Raw genomic sequence first — 18,248 nt, 5'->3', positions numbered from 1 at the left:
GAGTGGCGTGGTCGAGGACGCGTCCCCGCCCGGCGCACCCACATCACGCAGTCCCACACCAGGCGCATCCACATCGCACAGATGACCGCCGAGACCGATGGCAGGCGTGGCACCGCGCAGCCTGGACGCCAGAGACGGGCATTCCCACACTCTCGGCGTCGGGGCGCGCCGGAATCAGGGTCGGGGCACGCCGACTCAGCCCTCGGCCCTGGCAAGACTCATGGGCCGCCGCAGGCGACCTGCTGGGCGGTCTGATGGGCTGAGAGGCACCAGACAAGCGAGGCAGCAGACAGGTTGAAGGGCGATCAGACGCCCAGGCGTGCCAGGGCAGCAAGATGGGCTGAGGGGTAGACTGGCCATTCGACATTCTGCCAAGAGGAGTGTGTGCAATGGCTGACGAGCAAGAGGGCACCTGGCTGACTCAGGCGGCATACGACCGCCTGCAGGCCGAGCTGGACCAGCTGCGTGGCCCCTGGCGCCGCGACATCGCGAAGCGCATCGAGGAGGCCCGAGCCGAGGGCGATCTGCGCGAGAACGGCGGCTATCAGGCGGCGAAGGATGAGCAGGGCAAGTTCGAGGCCCGCATCCGCGAGCTTGAGGCCCTGCTGCGCGACGCTCAGGTCGGCGAGGTCGCCGTCGAGGACGGCAAGGCGGCCCGTGGCACCGTGGTCACCGCGAAGGTGGCCGGTCGCGACCTGCGCTTCCTGCTGGGCAACCGCGAGATCGGCTCGGGCGACATCAAGGTCTTCAGCACAGAGAGCCCGCTGGGCGCGGCCGTGGCCGGCCACCGCGCCGGCGAGACGGTCACCTACGACGCGCCGAACGGGCGCACCATCAGCGTCGACATCCTCTCGGTCGAGCCGTACACGGCCGGCTGACCCCCGACCGACATGCACGGGCCTGCCCGACCGGGCACGGGCCTGAGGACGCCCCGACATGAAGACGCCCGCCACCTCCCCTGAGGCGGCGGGCGTCTTCATGTGCAGCCCGCACCGCGGTCAGCGCACCACGGCGCGGCCGGTCAGCGCACGACGCGCGGATCGTAGCCGATGTCGCGCAGTCCCTGCAGCACCTCATGCAGGTGCTCCTCGCCCTTCGTCTCGACCGAGATCTGCAGCTCGACGGCGCCGATGCCGAGCCCGCGGCCATGCCGGGTGTGCAGCACGCCGACGACGTTCGCGCTGCTCGCGGCGACACTGCGCGAGATGATCTCCAGCTGCCCGGGACGATCCGGCAGCATGACCGAGATCGTCGCGTAGCGGGAGAGCTCGACGAGCCCGTACTCGATGATCTGCTGCAGCAGCAGCGGGTCGATGTTACCGCCGGAGACGATCGCCACGGCGGTGCCCGCGCTGTGGACGCGTCCGGCGAGGATCGCCGCGGCCGCGGCCGCCCCGGCGGGCTCCACGACGAGCTTGGCCCGCTCGAGCAGCAGCACGATCGCCCGGGCGATCTCGTCGTCGCGCACGGTGACGATCTCGTCGACCATCTCGCGGACGATGCCGAAGTTCAGGTCGCCGGGCCGCCCCACGGCGATGCCGTCGGCGATCGTGGGCCGCACCGTCACCGTGGTCGGATGCCCCTCGGCCAGCGAGGGCAGGTAGCTGCTCGCGTGCTCGGCCTGCACGCCCACGACGCGGATGCGCCGGCCGAGCAGCTCGGCCTTCTGCTTCACCGCGGTGGCCACGCCCGAGATCAGGCCGCCGCCACCGATCGGCACGACGACCGTCTCGACGTCCGGCTGCTGGTCGATGATCTCCAGGCCGATCGTGCCGGCGCCGGCGATGATGCGCGGGTCGTCGTACGGGGCGATGAACGTCGCGCCCGTCTCCCGGGTGAACCGCTGGGCGGCCTCGAGGGTCTGGTCGAAGATCTCGCCCTCCAGCACGACCTCGGCGCCATAGCGGCGGGTGGCCTGCAGCTTGGGCAGGGCCACACCGAGCGGCATGAAGATCGTCGCCTTGATCCCGAGCTCGCGTGCCGCGAGCGCCACGCCCTGCGCGTGGTTGCCCGCCGAGGCCGCCACGACGCCGTGGGCGCGCTCCTCGTCGGTGAGCGAGAGCAGCTTCGTGTACGCGCCGCGCACCTTGTACGCGCCGGTGCGCTGCAGGTTCTCGCATTTGAGGAACACGTCGTGGCCGAGCTCCTCGCCCAGCGCCTTCGAACGCTCGATGGGGGTGACCTTCGCGATGGCCGAGATGTTCGCCCGTGCCCGCTCGATGTCCTGCAACTGCGGGGCGGCCTCGGGCAGCCGGCCTGTGGTCGTCCAGGCCCGCGGGGTCTCCGTCGCGTCCGTCTGGGTGCCGGCGTCGCCGGCGGATGTGGTCGTCATGTGTGCTCCTGACCTGTGAGTGTGTCGTTGTGCGATCGGCGTGGCGCCGGGCGGTCGGATCGCGGTGGGTCCGCTGCGGCCCGGGGATGCCGCGGGCCGGCTGGCTGGAGCGGGCGCGCACACCGCCTCGGCGTACGTCCGCGGGAAGGGGTTTGGTCCGGGCCGACGCGTGGGGGGGACGGGGCGTCAGCCCTTGATAATCTCGCCGCCGCCCTCGGACGCAGTCGCGTCAGCGGCCGCGCTCGACCCCGCGGGGCTGGAGAGCCGTCCGGAGCGGCCCTCGGGCATGGTCGCACCCGCTGTCGTGCTCGCCTCCGCGCCGGCGTCCGCGGCCTCCGCCGCCTCGGCCTCGGTGGCGACCTCGGCCTGCAGCGCGGCCCGCGTGCGCTCGTACGCCGCGTGCTGACGCTCCTGCTGGCAGCGCTCGGCGTCGATCGTCAGCTGCACGCCCTGGGCGAAGGGGTCTGCCTCCCAGTCGCGGTCGCCGAAGTAGTTGACCACGCGGTTGGCGACGGCGACGACGGGCACCGCGAACAGGGCGCCGGGGATGCCGGCGAGCATCGTGCCGATCGCGACGCTCAGCACCACGCCGAGGGGGTGCACGTTCACGGCGCTGCCCATCACGAGCGGCTGCATCACGTGGCTCTCGAGCTGGTGGACGGCGATGACGACCGCGAGCATGATGAGCGCCGCGATCCAGCCCTTGTAGACGAGGGCGACGACGCTGATGAGCGTGCCAGTGACAATCGCGCCGACGAATGGCACGAACGAGCCGAGGAAGACCATGATCCCGAGCGGCACGACCATCGGCAGGCCCAGCGCCGCCGCGCCGATCGCGATGCCGCCGCCGTCGACGGCGGCGACGAGGATCTGCACGCGCACGTAGCTCGACAGCGTCCGCCAGCCGGCGTGCCCGGCCCCGGACACCGCCGCGCGCACGCGCATGGGGACCAGTCGCATCCCCCAGAAGAAGATCGTGCGCCCGTCGGCGAGAAAGAAGATGAGCGAGAACAGGGTGAGCAGCACGCCCGCGAGCACGTGGCCGGCGGTGGTGCCCACGGAGAGCGCGCCGGAGACGATCACCTGGCTGTCCTGCTGGGCCGAGTCCATGATCTGGGCCAGGTACCCGTTGATGTCGTCCTCGGTGATGTGCAGCGGCGACGCGAGCAGCAGCTGCTTGAGCTCCTCATAGGCCTGCTCGAGGTGCTCGGTGAGCCCGGACAGGCCGCGGCCGAGCTGGTCGGAGACGATCCAGACGAGCCCCGCGACCACGGCGATGAAGGCGATCATCGTCACGGCCACGGCGGCCCACACGTTCACGCCGTGGCGCTGCATCCGTTGCACCGCCGGCCGCAGCAGCGAGGCGATGAGCAGGGCGACGACGACCGGGATGACGACCAGACGGATCTGCACGATCGCCCAGATGGCCACGGCACCGCCCGCGACGATGAGCAACAGCCGCCAGCTCCAGGCGGCGGCGATGCGCACGCCGAACGGAACGAAGTCGAGATCGTGCGCGGGCGCACGCCGATCGTCTCTGGCCGCTGACATGCCCCTCATTGTAGACGGGGCCGGTGACCTCGTCGGGCACGCCCGGTTGAGGAGCCCAGCGCGCTCTCCGGGGACCGCCCGCCCGGCGGCAGGTCAGCGCATCCCGGCCGGGGTCGGCACGCCCCAGTGGCTCGGTCAGTCCGCGCGGGCGACGTCTTCGACCGGCCGCAGCGCGGTGTCCGGCAGCGCAGGTCGGTGGGCCGTCTTCGGCCGCTCGGGCAGCGACCCCACGTACAGCCAGCCGAGCAGGCGCTCGGACTCGGCCAGCCCGTGGAACGCGCGCACCGCGTCCGTCTCCACGATGCGACCGCTGCGCCACATGCTGCCCCAGCCGTCCGCGGCGAGCAGCAGCTGCAGCCCGTGGGCGACCTCGACGGCGACGGCGAGCTGCTCCCACTCCGGCGCCTTGCGATACCGGTCGGGACGCAGGCTGGCAACGACCGCGACGAGCAGCGGCGCCCGCAGCGGCTTCGTGCTCGGTCTGCGGTCGCCGGACGCATCGGCGATCGCCTGACCGAGTGCCTCGCGCTGCCCCCCGCGGATCGTGACGAGCCGCCAGGGGCGCAGCCCGCCGTGGTCGGGGACGTTCGCCGCGGCGCGGACGTAACGGGCGAGCAGCCGGTCGTCGGGGGCCTCGTCGCCCACCCCGGGCTGGGAGGCACGGGCGCGCATGAGTCGTGCCAGCCGACGCCCCCTCTTCGTGTGGAACTTCATGCGACGAAGCCTACCGTGCCCCACCGCGTCTGGCCGGCGTCCCGTCTCACCCCGCGCGGGCGTAGCGGTTCGCCGCGATGGCCACCGCGTTGTTGTAGTCCACGCCACGGTTGTAGCCGTCGATCGCACGGATCCACCCGGCGGCGTCGGAGAGGTCGCCGCCCACGTCGCACAGGTACTCGGCCGCGGTGAGCGCCGCGTCGTCGACGTTCTGCGGGTCGGCCGCGCCGTCCCCGCTGCCGTCGACGCCGTGCGTCCGCCAGGTGGCGGGGATGAACTGCATGGGGCCGACGGCGCGGTCATGCTCCGTGTCGCCGTCCAGCGCGCCGCCGTCCGTGTCGGCGATGTCCGCCACCCCGTCACCATCCAGGGCGACGCCGACGATGGCGGGCCGGGCCACCCCGTCCGCGTCGATCGCCCCGCCGGTGAGCGTGCCGTGCCGGCTCTCCACATACCCGATGCCGGCGAGCGTGTTCCAGCCGAGGCCGCAGGCGGGCCGCTCGGCCTGCAGCCGCAGCGCCGCCCCCGCGTAGGCGCGCAGCGCCCGCTCAGGGATGCCTGTCCGACCGCCGACCCGGGCGACCCAGGCCTGCTCGGCGAGCCCGGCGATCCCCTCGGCGCCGCCGGCGCCGAGGCCGGCCGTCGCCCCCGGCTCCTTCTGGTCGACCGCCATGCGACCGTCGGCGTCCGCGGACGGGGCGGGCACGTCCGCGGACCGGGACGCGCCGCCGGCCGCCTCGGCTCCGATGCCGGAGAGCACACCGAACGCGCCGAGCACCGACACGACGAGCACCGCGAGGCCGAGCACCCCGACGCCCGCGGCTCCGACGAGCGCGAGACGCCCCCCGCGGTGGGTGCGGACGCTCCTCCGGCCCCGTCTGCGTCCCCTCCCCCTCATGCGACCCCGGGTCATGCCGGGTCGGCCTCCGCGTCCTGCGGCTCGGCGAGCTGGCGCCGCAGCGCGGTGGGCAGCGTCCGCCGCCACCAGGCATAGTCGTGGCCGCCGTCGACCTCGGTGAGCACGACGTCCACGCCGTCGTCGGCCAGCTGTGCGGCCAGGTCGCGGGTCGGTTCGAGCAGCACCCACTCCTGCAGGCCGACCTGCAGGTCGATGCGCGCGCCGCGGGGCGGGCAGGCGGCCGCCTCCCGGGCGACGTCCGGCTGCCACAGCGCGGCCGACTGGGCGATCGCGCCGCCGAAGGCGTCCGGCCGGCGCACGACCGCCGCGAGCGCGGCGAGCCCGCCGAGGCTCTGCCCGGCGACAACCACTCGCCGCGGGGCAAGGTCGATCGCGCCGCCGAGACGCGCGACAAGCCAGGGACGCAGCCGGTCGGCCAGCCAGTCGACGATGCCGCCGTGCGCGTCGAGCTCCGCCCAGCGGCGCTCGCGGTCGGCGCTGTCGACGAAGACTGCGGTGACCGGCGGGATGGCCGCGTCGGCGATCATGTTGTCGAGGATCGTGGGCAGCGGCTGGGCATCGCACCAGACGTCACCGTCGAGCACGACGAGCACCGGGGTTGGGGCGGGCGCGACCGCACCGTGATCCCCGGCCGCCGGCTCGTAGATCCACAGGCGCCGGCCGTCCGGGCCCGCGTGCGCGGTCAGCCGCCCCTGCGGCACGCCGTCGCGGACGGCCCGCCACGGTTCCGCGGGCGCGTGCGGCAGGGCTGCGACCGAGATGCGCACACCGGCGCGGTTCGTGATCTGGCTGGGGTTGCGCGGGTCGGCGAGCCCGTGATCGAGGGCGTCGCGGACGCCGCGCTGATCGGGCTGTCTCTCCCATGGTGCGAGGTGGCCTGGCCGCTGCACGCTGTAGCTGTACGAGGCGATCCAGTCGTCGGGCATGCGGTAGCTCAGATGCCACAGGTCGGTGTCGGGCACACGGCGCATGAGCGACCGGTCGAGGTCGGTCTCGTCGGTGAGTCGGTTGACGAACAACAGCACGCGCTCGGCGGCGGCGTCATGCAGCGCGAACGTCACCACACGCAGCCCGGGCACGCCCGCCGGGTCGGGCTCGATGATCGGGCTGGACGCGTGCTCGGCACGGAAGGCGTCGACAAGCGTCTGCGGCGTGTGCACGCCGTCGGGGTGTGCGCGCAGCTCGGCGATGCGCGCCTCCAGCGCCGTGATCGCCGGGCTGGCCACCACGGGTGCCGGTGTGGGGCGCCGGGTCTTCGGCGGGTGCCGGCGCGCCGGTGCTGACGCGCCACGACGCCCGCCCGTCGGCTCGGCGTCGTGCGTCATCACACTCACCTCGTCCTCACTCACCCGGCCCATTCTGGCACGTGTCCTCGCCGCCGGTGCGGGGCACCACCATGGGGGTGCCGCTGATCGGGTCGCCGATGATCACGTTGGGCAGGGCGAACACCTGCTCGATGAGGTCGCTGGTGACGATCGCGGCGGGCGCCCCGGTGGCCACGATCTCGCCGTCCTTCATCACGATCAGGTGGGTGGCGTAGCGGAACGCGAGGTTCAGCTCGTGCAGCACCGCGACGACCGTGCGCCCGGCCCGGTGCAACCGCCGAGTCAGGTCGAGCACCTCGACCTGGTGGGCGATGTCAAGGTAGGTGGTCGGCTCGTCCAGCAGCAGCAGCGGGGTCTGCTGGGCGAGCGCCATGGCGATCCACACCCGCTGCCGCTGCCCACCGGAGAGCTGGTCGATCGTCCGGTCGGCAAGGTCGGTGACGTTCGCGGCGGCCATCGCCTCGACGACCGCCTGCTCGTCCTCGGGCGTCCACTGGCGCAGCAGGCTCTGGTGCGGGTAGCGGCCCCGGGCGACGAGCTCCGAGACGATGATGCCCTCCGGCGCGCTCGGGTTCTGCGGCAGCAGGCCGAGCCGGCGGGCGACCTCCTTGGGCGCGTAGTCGGTGATGTCGCGGTCGTCGAGCCACACCGAGCCAGACCGCGGCGGCAGCATCCGGGCGAGCGCCTTGAGCAGGGTGGACTTGCCGCACGCGTTCGGCCCAACGATGACGGTCAGCTCGCCCTCGGGGATCACCACGTCGACGCCGTGCAGGATCTCGCGGCCGCTGCCGCGGCGGCCGTAGTCGACCGTGACCCCCCGCCCGTGCAGCCGGGTGCGCACCGCGCCGGCGGACGCCCGGGTCGCCTCGTCATCCGTGTGCTCCGTCCCCGTGACCGTGCTCGTGGCGCTCATGGGCGTCTCCTCCATTCCATGCCCAGCAGGATGATCAGGTAGATGCCGCCGAGGGAACCGGTGACGACCCCGACGGCGAGCTCGTTCGGCGCGATCACGCGACGCGCGATGAGGTCCGAGACGAGCACGAGGAACGCGCCCATCAGCCCGGCCCCGAACAGGCCGATGCCCGACGTGCGGGTGATCCGCCGCATGAGATGCGGGGCGGCGAGCGCGACGAACGCGATCGGCCCGGCGGCGGCGACGGCCACGGCCATGAGCGCCACGCCGATGACCACCATGAGCAGCCGGGACCGCTCCACGCGCACGCCCAGCCCGATGGCGAGCGGGTCGCCGAGGGGCATGAGGGTCATCGCGCGGAACTGACCCGCGGCGGCGGGCAGCAGCACGGCGATGGCGAGAGCGACCGCAGCGCACTGCGGCCACAGGGTCGCGTTGAGTGACCCGGCCATCCACTGCGACGCCTTCTGCGCGGCGGCGAGGTCGGCCTTGACGATGAGCAGCGAGTTGACCGCGGCGAGCACCGCGCCCACGCCGATGCCGACGAGCACGAGCCGGTAGCCGCTCACCCCGCCCCGCCAGGCGAGCCCGTAAACGACGGCTGCGGTGACGAGCCCGCCCACGATCGCCCCGGCCGCGACGACCGGGGTGGAGCCCCCGAAGACGATGATCGCGATGATCGCCCCAGTGGCGGAACCGCGGGTGAACCCGATGATGTCGGGCGAGCCGAGCGGGTTGCCGCTGAGCACCTGGAAAATCGCCCCGGACGTGCCGAGGGCGGCGCCCACGAGGATGCCACCGACAACCCGGGGCAGCCGCACCTGGTCGACGAAGTAGGGCACGAGCGGGTCGTCGAACGTCTGGGTGCCGAAGATCGCGCCGAACGCGTCGGCGACGGAGATGTCGTAGTCGCCGATGAGCAGGCTCACGGTGCCGAGCACGAGGATGCCGGCGACGAGCAGTGCGTGGACGACGGCGCCGCGGCGCTCGTGCCGCACGCGCAGCGGCCCGAGCCGACGGTGGACGTGCGCCCGGCGAAGGCTGTCGCGCAACCGCGCGGCCTGCTCCGGGGTGGGCGTGGCGACGGGTGACAGGCTGCCGCCCGATGCGGGCCGTCCGCCAGCGGACGCCACCGACCGGGCACCCTGGACGGTGTCGGTGGTGCTCACAGGGCCGCCACCTGCCTCCGGCGCACGATGAGGATGAAGATCGGGGCGCCGATGAGCGAGGCGACGATGCCGACCTGCACCTCGTCGGGCCGCACGAGCACGCGGGCGAGCACGTCGGCGACGAGCAGCCACACCGGGCCGAGCAGGGCGCTGAACACGGTGACCCATCGCTGGTCGGTGCCCACCAGCCAGCGGGAGAGGAAGGGGACGGCGAGCCCGACGAACCCGATCGGCCCGACGGCCGCGGTGGCCGCACCCGCGAGCAGGGTGACGGCGACCATGGTCAGCGTCCGTGCGCGGGCGACCCGGACGCCCAGGGCCCGACCCGTCTCATCGCCAAGGGCGAGCGCGTTGAGCGCCGGTGCGAGCAGCAGGGCGAGCGCCAGCCCGACCGCGATGAACGGGGCGACCACGAGCAGGATGTCCCACCCGCGTCCCTCGAAGGAGCCGGCGACCCAGAACCGGAACTCGTTGTAGGCGGCCTGGTCGGAGAGGATCACCGCGTCGGTGAGTGCCTGCAGCGCCGCGCTGATCGCGACGCCGGCGAGCGCGAGCCGCACCGCGGTCGCCTGGGTGTGCCCGGCCGCGCCGAGGGCGTACACGGCGGTCGCGGCGACCGCCGCGCCGGCGAACGCGAACCACAGGTAGAACGAGATGCCGCTGACCCCGGTGAGGGCGACCGCGAGCACGACGGCGAACGAGGCGCCGGCGTTCACCCCGAGGATGCCGGGGTCGGCCAGCGGGTTGCGCGTGAGCGACTGCATGAGCGCGCCGGCCACGCCGAGGGCCATGCCGACGACGAGCCCCATGGCCGTGCGGGGCACGCAGCACGGTGCTGTTCTGCGAGCCGTCCGGGGCGACGAGCAGCCGCCAGGTCTCGTCGAGCGGGATCAGCTTGGAGCCGACCGAGAGGCTCAGCAGCACGGCGAGCGCGAGGGCGGCGACCACGCCCGCGAGCGAGACGGCGCGGACGCTGCCCGGGCGATGGATCTCAGTGCGGCCGGAGTGGTCTGCGCCGGAGCGGCCAGCGCCGGTGTGCTCCGGGCCGGACCGGGCGGAGGCCGGAGACGAGGCGACGGCGGTCACGGCGCAGGCGTCCCGGCCGGCGGCCCGGCGACGGACGCGGCCGAGGACGCGATGCCCCGCCGGCGGGCGAGCAGCATCCCGGTCACAGCCCCGGCGGCGAGCAGGACGCTGCCCGCCAGCGCGATCGTCCCGGGCCAGGGGAACCCGTCGGCCTGGAGCAGCGCGCCGAGCGCGTCCGTGCCCCCGGCGTCCTCGCGCCCGGCGTCCGCGGCGTCGTCGCCCGCATCGGAGCCGGCCCCGCCGCGCTCCGTCCCGCCGCGCTCCGCCCCGCCGGCGATCGGCAGCTCGTCGTCGGTGACGGTCCGCGCGGCCGTCGCCGCGTCGGGGGCGGGGACGCTCACCACGGCCCCGTCCCCCACACTCGCCGCCGACCCTGCCGCAGTGGTCTCGGTGGTCGTGACGGCCCCGGCACCCCCCGTAGCCGCGCTGCGGGCGACGACGCTGAAGTCGCTGGCGCCGCGGTTCGAGGTCGCCGGATTCGAGGTCAGGAAACGCAGCCAGTAGCGGCCCGTGGTCAGGTCGTCGGGGATCACGATCGTGCCACTGGCGTGCCCGCTGGCGTCGCTGGTCACCCGGGTGACCACGCAGGAGCCGTAGCGGACGCCGGATCCGCAGTACTGACCGTCGGCGATCTTGACACTGATCGTGTGGTTCGCGGGGAAGCCGTCCACAGTGAAGGAGAGCGCGTCCCCCTGACTCACCCGGCTGCTCGACACCGACGAGCTCGTGCCCGCGGTGTCGGAGCTTGGCCCGGAGGAGGGCACGGCGAGCGCGGGCAGGGCCGCCCCGAGGGTCAGCAGCGCGGTCGCCGCCGCGGCGGCGAGCAACCGGTGCAGCCAGTTCATGCGATCTCCCCTCTCCCGGCGCGGGCGCTCCCCGTGCGGGCGTCGACGACGCCGATCGTGGTCGTGACGAGCAGCCCGGCGAGCAGCACGCCGAAGGCGCCGATCAGCAGCGGGCCGTTCCAGCTCGTGCCGTTCCCCGGCCCGTCGGCCCCGGCGTCGGCGGCCGAGCCGGCGTCGAACGTCCGTCTGGTGCTCTCCCCGGGCACCTGGCCGGCCACCCAGCCGACGAGCTGGCCGGTCTGGCCGACGAAGCTGAACCGGTGGTCGCCTGGCTCCAGCGCGGCGATGTCGAAGCGAACGGTCCGGTCCGCGTCGAGCTGGATCCAGTCGACGGCCTGCGGACCGGGCCAGGCGTGCAGGTACACCCACGCGCCGGGCTCGAGGTCGGGGAAGGTGACGGTGAGCACGGTGCCGTCCTGCTGCACCGTGAGATCCCCGGCGTTGACCTCGGTCAGCTCGCTCTCGTCGTCGACGGGCGCGGCCGGGGTGATCTCGGGGCGGCCCGCATCCGTCGTCTGCGCGGCCGAGACGATCCGGTCGACCGTCGTGACGGGCACCGACGTGGTCGATGCGGCGGCCTGCTGGACGATGACGCGGTCGACCGTCTCCGTCGTGCCAGCCGCGGCGGGGTCGACGCGCACGCCGATGCCGAAACCGAGCTGCTCGGAGCGCGTCCGGTCTCCGCTGCGGGAGCTGCCGGTCAGCAGGGTCACCGAGTGCCGCTCGCCGTCGGCCCAGTCGACGCCCTCGGCCGCGAGAGCCGAGGAGTTCGCCCGTGTGGGGATCGGCACGTCGGCGATCCAGTCACCCGTGGTGTCATCGGCCTTGACGTAGGCGAACACGTTGGCGGAGGTGCCCCCGCCGCGGCACACGCCGGTGGTGTCCGTGGTCGGCGGATTCGCCGCGTCGACCGCGCCGCCGTCGAACTTGATCGCGATGCACGAGCCGAGCGTGCCGTCGGCGGTCTTCCACCCGGTCCCCTCCAGATGCAGCGTGCCACCGGACCGGACCTTGGGGACGATGCAGGCGCCCTCGCCGCCGTCGGTGTGAAGGTCCGTGGACTCGCAGTTCCACCCCTCCGGGCGCACGGTCCCGCCGGTGGTCGTGGTCGCGGCGGGGCCGACCGTGAGCGCCCCGAGCGTCTGGACGCTGCCGTGCGCGTTGGTGGCGGTCGCCCGGTACAGTCCCGCGTCGGCCTGCCCCGCCCGGGTGATGGCGTGCGTCACCGTGCCGCGGGCGGCGTCATCCGTCTCGACGGTCGCCCAGGTGGCGCCGCCGTCTGTGGAGTGCTCCCAGATGACCGTGGGCCGGGGCAGGCCGCCCACGGTGATGGTGAGGTCGACGTCGGCGCTCTCCGTGACTGCGACTGTGTCGAGTCCGGTCGTGATCCGCGGCTGCGGTGTGTCCACGGTCACAGGCAGTCGCGCCGCGGCCGTGCCGTCATCCGTCGTCTGCTCGGCCACGAGCTGCCAGTCGCCGGGCGCGAGGTCTGCGGGGATCAGCACCGAGGTGACGAAGCCTCCGTCCGCTCCCGGTTCGGCCGTGGCTGCCAGCGTCTGATCGCCAGGGCCGGTCAGCCGGAACGAGACCGGCCCGTCCGTCCTGGTGAAGGACGCGCCGCGCACCGTGAGCTCGTCGCCCTGCGCGACCTCGGCCGAGGCGGCGCCGTCGGCGGTCTCCAGCGTCGGGTCACCCGCCTGCGGCGGCTCCCCCACGCGGAACATCGCGTGCATGCTGACCTGCTGGCCGCCGTCCTCCGTGCCGGCGAGCAGCCGGACCCAGTGGGCCTCGCCGGCGGCGAGCGTGTCGGGGAGCCTGAGCCGCACCGTGAACTCGCCGTTCGCATCGGGCAGCAGCGCGGGGTCGGTGACCGTCACCCAGCCGGAGGCGTTCACCGTCCCCGCCTCCTGTGGTGCGTCGAAGTGGCCCGAGTTGTCGTCGAGCTTGAACGTCATCTGGGGTGCGGGCCTCCCCACGACCTGGGTCCGCTGGGCGAAGCCGGTGCCGTGAACGGTGATGTACTCGCCCGGCAGCCCGGCGGAGCTGCAGTGCTCCACGGTGAGGGCGCCATCGCCCTGCTCGTGTGCGGTGTTCGGCGCCCCCGTCGTCGGGGTGAGGTCCGCGCAGGTCCCGACGGCGTCGGTCGCCTCGTCGGCGCTCTGGGCGTCAGCAGCGTCCGCGGCGAGCACGGTGACCCCCGTGCCGTCGGGCGAGGGGGGCTCCGCCGCCGAGGCGGGCAAGGCCCCGAGCATCCCCAGCACCAGCAGGCCGGCCGTGGCCAGCACGGCGAGGCCGCGCCCGGTCTCGAGCAGGATGCGTCGGGCGATCGTGTGCGTCATGTCACTCGTCTCCGATGAGGGTGTCGTGGACGTCGGTGATGAGCGCGTCCATGAGGATCGGGCCGCCGGTGGACGTCCACAGCGAGCCGTCCACGAGGAACACGTGCTGCTGCTGGTAGACGTTCAGCTGGGTGAAGCCGGGCACGGCCACCGCCTGGCGCAGCGCCTCGCGCGCGCCGGCCTCGTCGCTGGCCCCGCCGGCGTCGGTGTTGCCGACGGACGAGCCGCCGAGCGTGCCGAAGAACATGTAGTCCGCATCGATCTCGCTGAGGTTCTCGAGCGACACGGGCTCGCTGTGGCCCTCGCCGCGGCGATCCTGCCCGGATGGGCGCTGCAGTCCGAGATCCGCGAGCGCCTGGCCCGGCGGCAGCTCCTCGAGGATGAGCGACGCGCTGCTGCCCTGCCAGCGGACGATCGAGAACGTCTGGTCCTGGTAGTCGCCGAGCTGGGCCCGTACCTCGTCGACATGCTGCTGGTAGGCGTCGATGACGTCCTCACCCTGATCGGCTCGGCCGAGGGCGTCGGCGACGAGACGGAAGTTGTCGCGCCAGTCGTCACCGGCGTGCCCGGTCACGACGACCGGGGCGATGGCCCGCAGCTGTTCGAGCACGGCGTCGTCGTTGATGCTCGTGCCGTCGGTGAGGATCAGATCGGGGTGCAGGCCGCCGATCTCCTCGTAGTTCGGGGTGGCGACCTGGCCGACGACGGGTACGTCGGCGGCGCGGTCGGCGAGGTAGCCGGGCACCGTGGTCTGGCCGCGGCCGGCGGTCGTGCCCACCGGGGTCACGTCGAGCGCCAGTGCGCCGTCAAGAGTCGGCTCGCTGAGGGTGACCACGCGCTGTGGCGCGGCAGGTGCCTCGATGCTGGTGCCGTCCGCGTCCTGGATCGTCCGGGTCCCGGTCTGCGACGACGTCGCGGTCGAGCCGCTGACGACCCCGCAACCGCTCAGGAGCAGGGCGAGCGCCGCCAGGGCGGCCATAGCCGCCGCGAGCGCCCCAGCGAGGTGTGGTCGTCTGTCTGCTGTGCAGCTGTGCATGCCTTGCTCCTCGGCCGTCGTCGGCCCTCATGCGCGTCGGGGTGGATCGATCGTGCTCGACGTTCATCGTCAACATCCCCGCCGACCGCCGCGGCGTCTCGTGGTGTGGGACGGGGGTGAGGGGGTGCACGGAGTGCACCCCCTCACCCTCCGGATCGGCTGCTGACGTCATGTCGGCCGCCGACCCGCCCCCTCCTTGTGTCAGTCCTGGTGGCGCATGCGGCGCACGGCGACCAGGATCATACCGGCTGCGATGGCGGCCGCGGCTCCACCGGCGAGCACGAGCGCGGTGCTCTCCATGCCGGTGCGAGCGAGCGTGGCCTCATCGGTCGTCGGGTCGGCCTGGACATCGGTCTCACCAGTCTCGGTGCCGCCGTCGGTCGCACCGTCATCGGTCGCACCGTCCGATGTGTCACCGGTCTCGGTGCCGCCGTCGGTCCCGCCGCCGTTCTCGCTGTCACCGTTCTCACCATCACCATCGGTAGCGACGGTCAGCGCCGCCCAGCCCTGCACCGTCCCGTACGTGTTGGCGATGGCGAGCTTGTGGTCGCCCGCAGCGAAGTCCTCCGGCACGGTGACGGTGATCTTGCCATCCGTCACCGTCGCGTCATCGCTCGCCTGCACGGTATCGGAGAACAGGTAGGCGTCGACCTGCTGGCCCTCCAGCGCGTCGAGGCCGGAGACCGTGACTGTGGCCCCAGGCTTGACCGTGCTGGCGTCGAGCATGATGTCACCCACGTTCTCGTCGGTGAGCGCGTCAGCGGTCGGCGCGGCCGGGTCGCCCTTCGCCTCCGCCTTCGGCGTGTACGTGTAGATGGCGTTGTCCGAGGCAGCCTTGTTCACCATGTAGGCGGTCCCGTTGACGACCTTGACCTGGTTCGGGTTCTGGCCGCCGTCGAGGTTGGCCACCCGCTGGAGGGTCTCCGCGTCGATGACGGTGACGGTGCCGCTGGTGCGGTTGGCCGAGTACACGAGCCGGTGCACCGGGTCGTAGGTCACGTTGAGCGCCCCGGCGCCGGCCGGGATGTTCGCGATGACCTTCCCGGAGATGGTGTTGAGTACCACGACGTTGCTGCTGCCCTGCGAGGCGACGAACAGGTTGTGCGTCGTCGGGTCGTAGGCGGCGCCCGAGGCCCGCGAGACGTCGTCACCGAGATCGAAGTAGGTCGCCTGATCGCCGTTGCGGGTGTCGATGACCGCGGCGCGGGCGTTCTGCAGCGAGACCGTGTACAGCTTCCCGGTGCTCTGGTCGAGGTCGAGGCTCATCACACCGGTGAACGGCTCCTCGTCCGTGCCCAGGGTGATGTCCTTCAGGTGCGTCTTCGTGTTGCCGTCGTAGACGCCGATCACGCTCCCCGTCGACGACGAGACGTAGGCGAGTCCGGTGCTCTCATCGACGACGACGTCCCGCGCGTGCCCGGTGTTCCCGTCGATGTAGACCGGGGCGGCGCTGAGGTCATTCTGGTCGTACACTGTCACGCCGTTGCTTCTGGTGTTCGTGGCCCACACCAGCTTCCGGGTGTTGTCGGCACCGACGCCGTAGATGCTCGAGGTCTCCCCGTCGACGATGGGCGCGGCGCCCAGCGCCTTCTGCTCGAGTGTCGTGGCGTCGAGTTCGAGCAGGCCGGAGCTGACCGATGCCGCGTAGGCGACGAACAGGCTGTTCGTGCTCGGGTTCGACGCGATCTGGTAGAGCCCCTGAGGCAGGGTCTTCGACGTCGCCTCGTACTGGTCGGTGTTGACCAGCGCGTTGTTCGGCGTGACGATCTGACCGGTGTCGAAGTCCGTGGTCGTGCCGGCGATCGTATAGGTGACGATGATCACGGCGCCGACCTCCGCGTCCTCGGGGATGGAGACGTCGGAGATGGTGACGGCGTTCTCACCCTCGGCGACCTCGCCGCTCTGGCCTTCTCCCAGCCAGTTCTGGTCTGCGGCGCCGATCCCGGTGACCTTGGCGCCGACGGGCAGGTTGCCGGTCGTCACATCGCCGCTCGCACCCTGAGCGGGGGTGGAGAGCGTGGTGCTGATGGACGGGTCGGCGGTGAACGTCACCTGCGACACGCCGTCCTTGTCGCTGGTGATCGTCAGGGTGTGCTCGCTGCCGGCCAGCGCGCTGCCTGTGGGGACGACGACGGTGCTGGAGAAGGTGCCGTCCGCGCCGACGGTCAGGTCGTCCGTCGCCGCGGCGCGTCCGGCCTTGAACTGCAGGGCCTGCCCGTCGAGGCTGGCCGTGACCTTCGCACCCTCGGTGAAGTTCTGTCCGGTGACTGGGACACTCACCTTGCCGTCGGCCGCCGTGGAGACGGTCCCGGGTGTCACGGTCTTGTCCGCCGTGGCCTGGACCACGTCGAACTCCGCGCTCTGGGAGTAGGCGCCGCCTCCGCCGACGCCACCGAGAATTCGGACAGAGTGCTCCCCGACGGACAGGCCGTCGGGCACCGCGACCGCGATCGTGAACTCACCGTTCGCATCGATGACGCTGCCAGGCACCTGAATATAGTTCGAGCCTCCCTTGCCCACCAGCTCTCCAGTGGGCTGGGGCGACTTCCAGCTGTTGCCCCCGTCGTCGAGCTTGACCGCGAACCAAGCCCGATCCGTCGGGTCCATCCCAGTCCCCTGAATGGTGATCGATCCGCCGTCCGTCGTCACCGTCGTGGGTGACAAAGTGATGCTCGGAGCGCCGATCTCCGCCGCGGCGACCGCCGCCTGCCCGAACGCGCTGCCCTGAGCAGGCGCGGCATTGGCCGCGAGGCCGCCGCCGAGGACCAAGCCACAGCCGATCAGGGCGCTCGTGGCCGTGAGCGCGGCGCCGCGGACCACGCCGAGGTGGCGTGTCGATGCCGTCTTCTTCGATGTGCTCGTCATACTTCCTCTTCTGTCCGATCATCTCGCCGGCCGTCGTGACTTAGGCGAGCCTGCCCTTCAGGGCACAGCCGTGAGGTTACGACAGCGCCGAGACCACTTCAACATCGAAGAGGACACAGCCCCGTGAGACACATCAGATGAATGGCCGACGACAGCTGTGGTTATGCTTACCTGACACATTGGGTATGCTCTTCTCTGCCGTCATTCCGGCTCGTGAAGGCGCCGTGCGCCAGTTCATGCCCCAGGCCTGACGGACCGGCGCAGCCGTCGTCCGATGACTCGGGTTGCGGGACGGTGCCCAGCACAGCGCCAGGAGGGAGGACGAGGTCGCATGCCACGATTCACCCATGACGAGGCGGAGCTCAACTGGTCGCCGTCGCACACGTTCCGCATCCGCACCGATGAGGCCGACTGGACGCTCACGCCAGAGACGGCGCTGTGGGTCCCCGCCGGATGCCCGCATCGGGTCTCGGCGTCCGTGGACGATGTGATCTTCCCCCTGCGCTTCCCCACGGTGTCGCTGTCGCTGGCGGGTGCGCTGGGCGAGCCGACGCTCATCCGGGTCGACGCCGATCTGCGCCGGGCGATGCTCCGCCTCGTGCAGGCCGGGCTCAGCCCCAGGTTCGACCGGGCACTCGAACAGCGGCATGTGCTCGCCAGCCTGCCCGCGCTCGTCGCGCCCCGCCTTGAGCTGCCCATGCCCGAGGACGCGGATCTGGTCGAGTTCGCCACCGCACTGCGACGTGATCCGGCGACCGCCCCCGGGCTCGATCGACTCGCTGCCCGTCTCGGGCTGAGCGAGCGGACGCTGCTGCGCCGGTTCAAGCGACAGACCGGCATGACGGTGAGCACCTACCGGGCGCAGGCCCGCCTCGCCAGGTCGCTGACGCTGCTCGAGGCCGGACTCGAGGTTGCCGAGGTGGCCAGCCAGGTGGGGTACTCGGGGACGAGCGCCTTCACCGCCGCGTTCCGCCGCGCGTTCGGCCGCCCGCCGCGGACACTGCGCGCACGAGCCGATCCGCCGCCGGACACCACGATCACACGTGCCGCGGTGGAGCTCACCTCCCGCTGCGAGCATGCCACCAGACGTCGGTACGCGCTGCGGTTCGGCGCCGACACCCGACCCACTCCGTCCCGCTGACCGATCGCCCCTC

14 protein-coding genes are annotated in these 18,248 nt (G+C 72.6%); 2 read left to right on the top strand and 12 right to left on the bottom strand.

Features of this window, described 5'->3' with window-relative positions; translation table 11 throughout:
• Nucleotides 1-389: 389 nt before the first annotated feature.
• Nucleotides 390-878 (top strand): transcription elongation factor GreA, encoded by a 489-nt coding sequence (gene greA / locus F8O02_RS08190; RefSeq protein WP_158036758.1) that lies wholly within the window; start codon nt 390-392, stop codon nt 876-878.
• A gap of 143 nt (nt 879-1,021) precedes the next feature.
• Here greA and ilvA read toward each other — a convergent pair whose 3' ends face one another.
• The 12 genes from ilvA to F8O02_RS08130 all read right to left on the bottom strand — a co-directional run bounded on the left by ilvA (nt 1,022) and on the right by F8O02_RS08130 (nt 17,094).
• A complete protein-coding gene (ilvA, locus tag F8O02_RS08185; protein ID WP_158036757.1) occupies nt 1,022-2,332 on the bottom strand; it encodes a threonine ammonia-lyase in 1,311 nt (436 codons plus the stop codon).
• 186 nt (nt 2,333-2,518) lie between these two features.
• Nucleotides 2,519-3,883, bottom strand: a complete 1,365-nt coding sequence (locus F8O02_RS08180; RefSeq protein ID WP_179416275.1) for an AI-2E family transporter — start codon at nt 3,881-3,883, stop codon at nt 2,519-2,521.
• 135 nt (nt 3,884-4,018) lie between these two features.
• Complete coding sequence (locus F8O02_RS08175; RefSeq protein ID WP_158036755.1) at nt 4,019-4,597, bottom strand: nitroreductase family protein; 579 nt, start codon at nt 4,595-4,597, stop codon at nt 4,019-4,021.
• 46 nt (nt 4,598-4,643) lie between these two features.
• On the bottom strand, nt 4,644-5,495 hold the full coding sequence (locus F8O02_RS08170; RefSeq protein WP_158036754.1) for a lytic transglycosylase domain-containing protein: 852 nt from the start codon (nt 5,493-5,495) through the stop codon (nt 4,644-4,646).
• Between the two features lie 11 nt (nt 5,496-5,506).
• The gene (locus F8O02_RS08165; protein ID WP_179416274.1) at nt 5,507-6,865 is read right to left on the bottom strand and encodes an enterochelin esterase domain-containing protein; all 1,359 of its coding nucleotides are present in this window, start codon (nt 6,863-6,865) and stop codon (nt 5,507-5,509) included.
• The gene (locus F8O02_RS08160; protein ID WP_158036752.1) at nt 6,858-7,754 is read right to left on the bottom strand and encodes an ABC transporter ATP-binding protein; all 897 of its coding nucleotides are present in this window, start codon (nt 7,752-7,754) and stop codon (nt 6,858-6,860) included. The genes F8O02_RS08165 and F8O02_RS08160 overlap by 8 nt, the downstream gene beginning before the upstream one ends.
• Nucleotides 7,751-8,923, bottom strand: a complete 1,173-nt coding sequence (locus F8O02_RS08155) for a FecCD family ABC transporter permease (protein WP_225734230.1) — start codon at nt 8,921-8,923, stop codon at nt 7,751-7,753. The genes F8O02_RS08160 and F8O02_RS08155 overlap by 4 nt, the downstream gene beginning before the upstream one ends.
• Nucleotides 8,920-9,747 (bottom strand): FecCD family ABC transporter permease, encoded by an 828-nt coding sequence (locus F8O02_RS08150; RefSeq protein ID WP_225734228.1) that lies wholly within the window; start codon nt 9,745-9,747, stop codon nt 8,920-8,922. Before F8O02_RS08150 ends, F8O02_RS08155 begins: the two co-directional genes overlap by 4 nt.
• Nucleotides 9,748-10,005: 258 nt before the next feature.
• On the bottom strand, nt 10,006-10,854 hold the full coding sequence (locus F8O02_RS08145) for a hypothetical protein (protein WP_158036751.1): 849 nt from the start codon (nt 10,852-10,854) through the stop codon (nt 10,006-10,008).
• Complete coding sequence (locus F8O02_RS08140; protein WP_158036750.1) at nt 10,851-13,193, bottom strand: immunoglobulin domain-containing family protein; 2,343 nt, start codon at nt 13,191-13,193, stop codon at nt 10,851-10,853. Before F8O02_RS08140 ends, F8O02_RS08145 begins: the two co-directional genes overlap by 4 nt.
• 1 nt (nt 13,194) lies before the next feature.
• Nucleotides 13,195-14,229, bottom strand: coding sequence for an ABC transporter substrate-binding protein (locus tag F8O02_RS08135; protein ID WP_218859549.1), 1,035 nt, complete (start codon nt 14,227-14,229; stop codon nt 13,195-13,197).
• A gap of 201 nt (nt 14,230-14,430) precedes the next feature.
• On the bottom strand, nt 14,431-17,094 hold the full coding sequence (locus F8O02_RS08130; protein ID WP_158036749.1) for a YncE family protein: 2,664 nt from the start codon (nt 17,092-17,094) through the stop codon (nt 14,431-14,433).
• Between the two features lie 331 nt (nt 17,095-17,425).
• Between F8O02_RS08130 and F8O02_RS08125 the strand changes: the two genes are divergently transcribed.
• On the top strand, nt 17,426-18,235 hold the full coding sequence (locus tag F8O02_RS08125) for a helix-turn-helix domain-containing protein (protein ID WP_158036748.1): 810 nt from the start codon (nt 17,426-17,428) through the stop codon (nt 18,233-18,235).
• Nucleotides 18,236-18,248 lie beyond the last annotated feature (13 nt).

The organism is Pseudoclavibacter caeni (assembly GCF_008831125.1).
Classification (GTDB): Bacteria; Actinomycetota; Actinomycetes; order Actinomycetales; family Microbacteriaceae; genus Pseudoclavibacter_A; species Pseudoclavibacter_A caeni.
The sequence above is the reverse complement of the archived record's forward strand: the minus strand, read 5'-3'. Positions and strand labels throughout refer to the sequence as shown.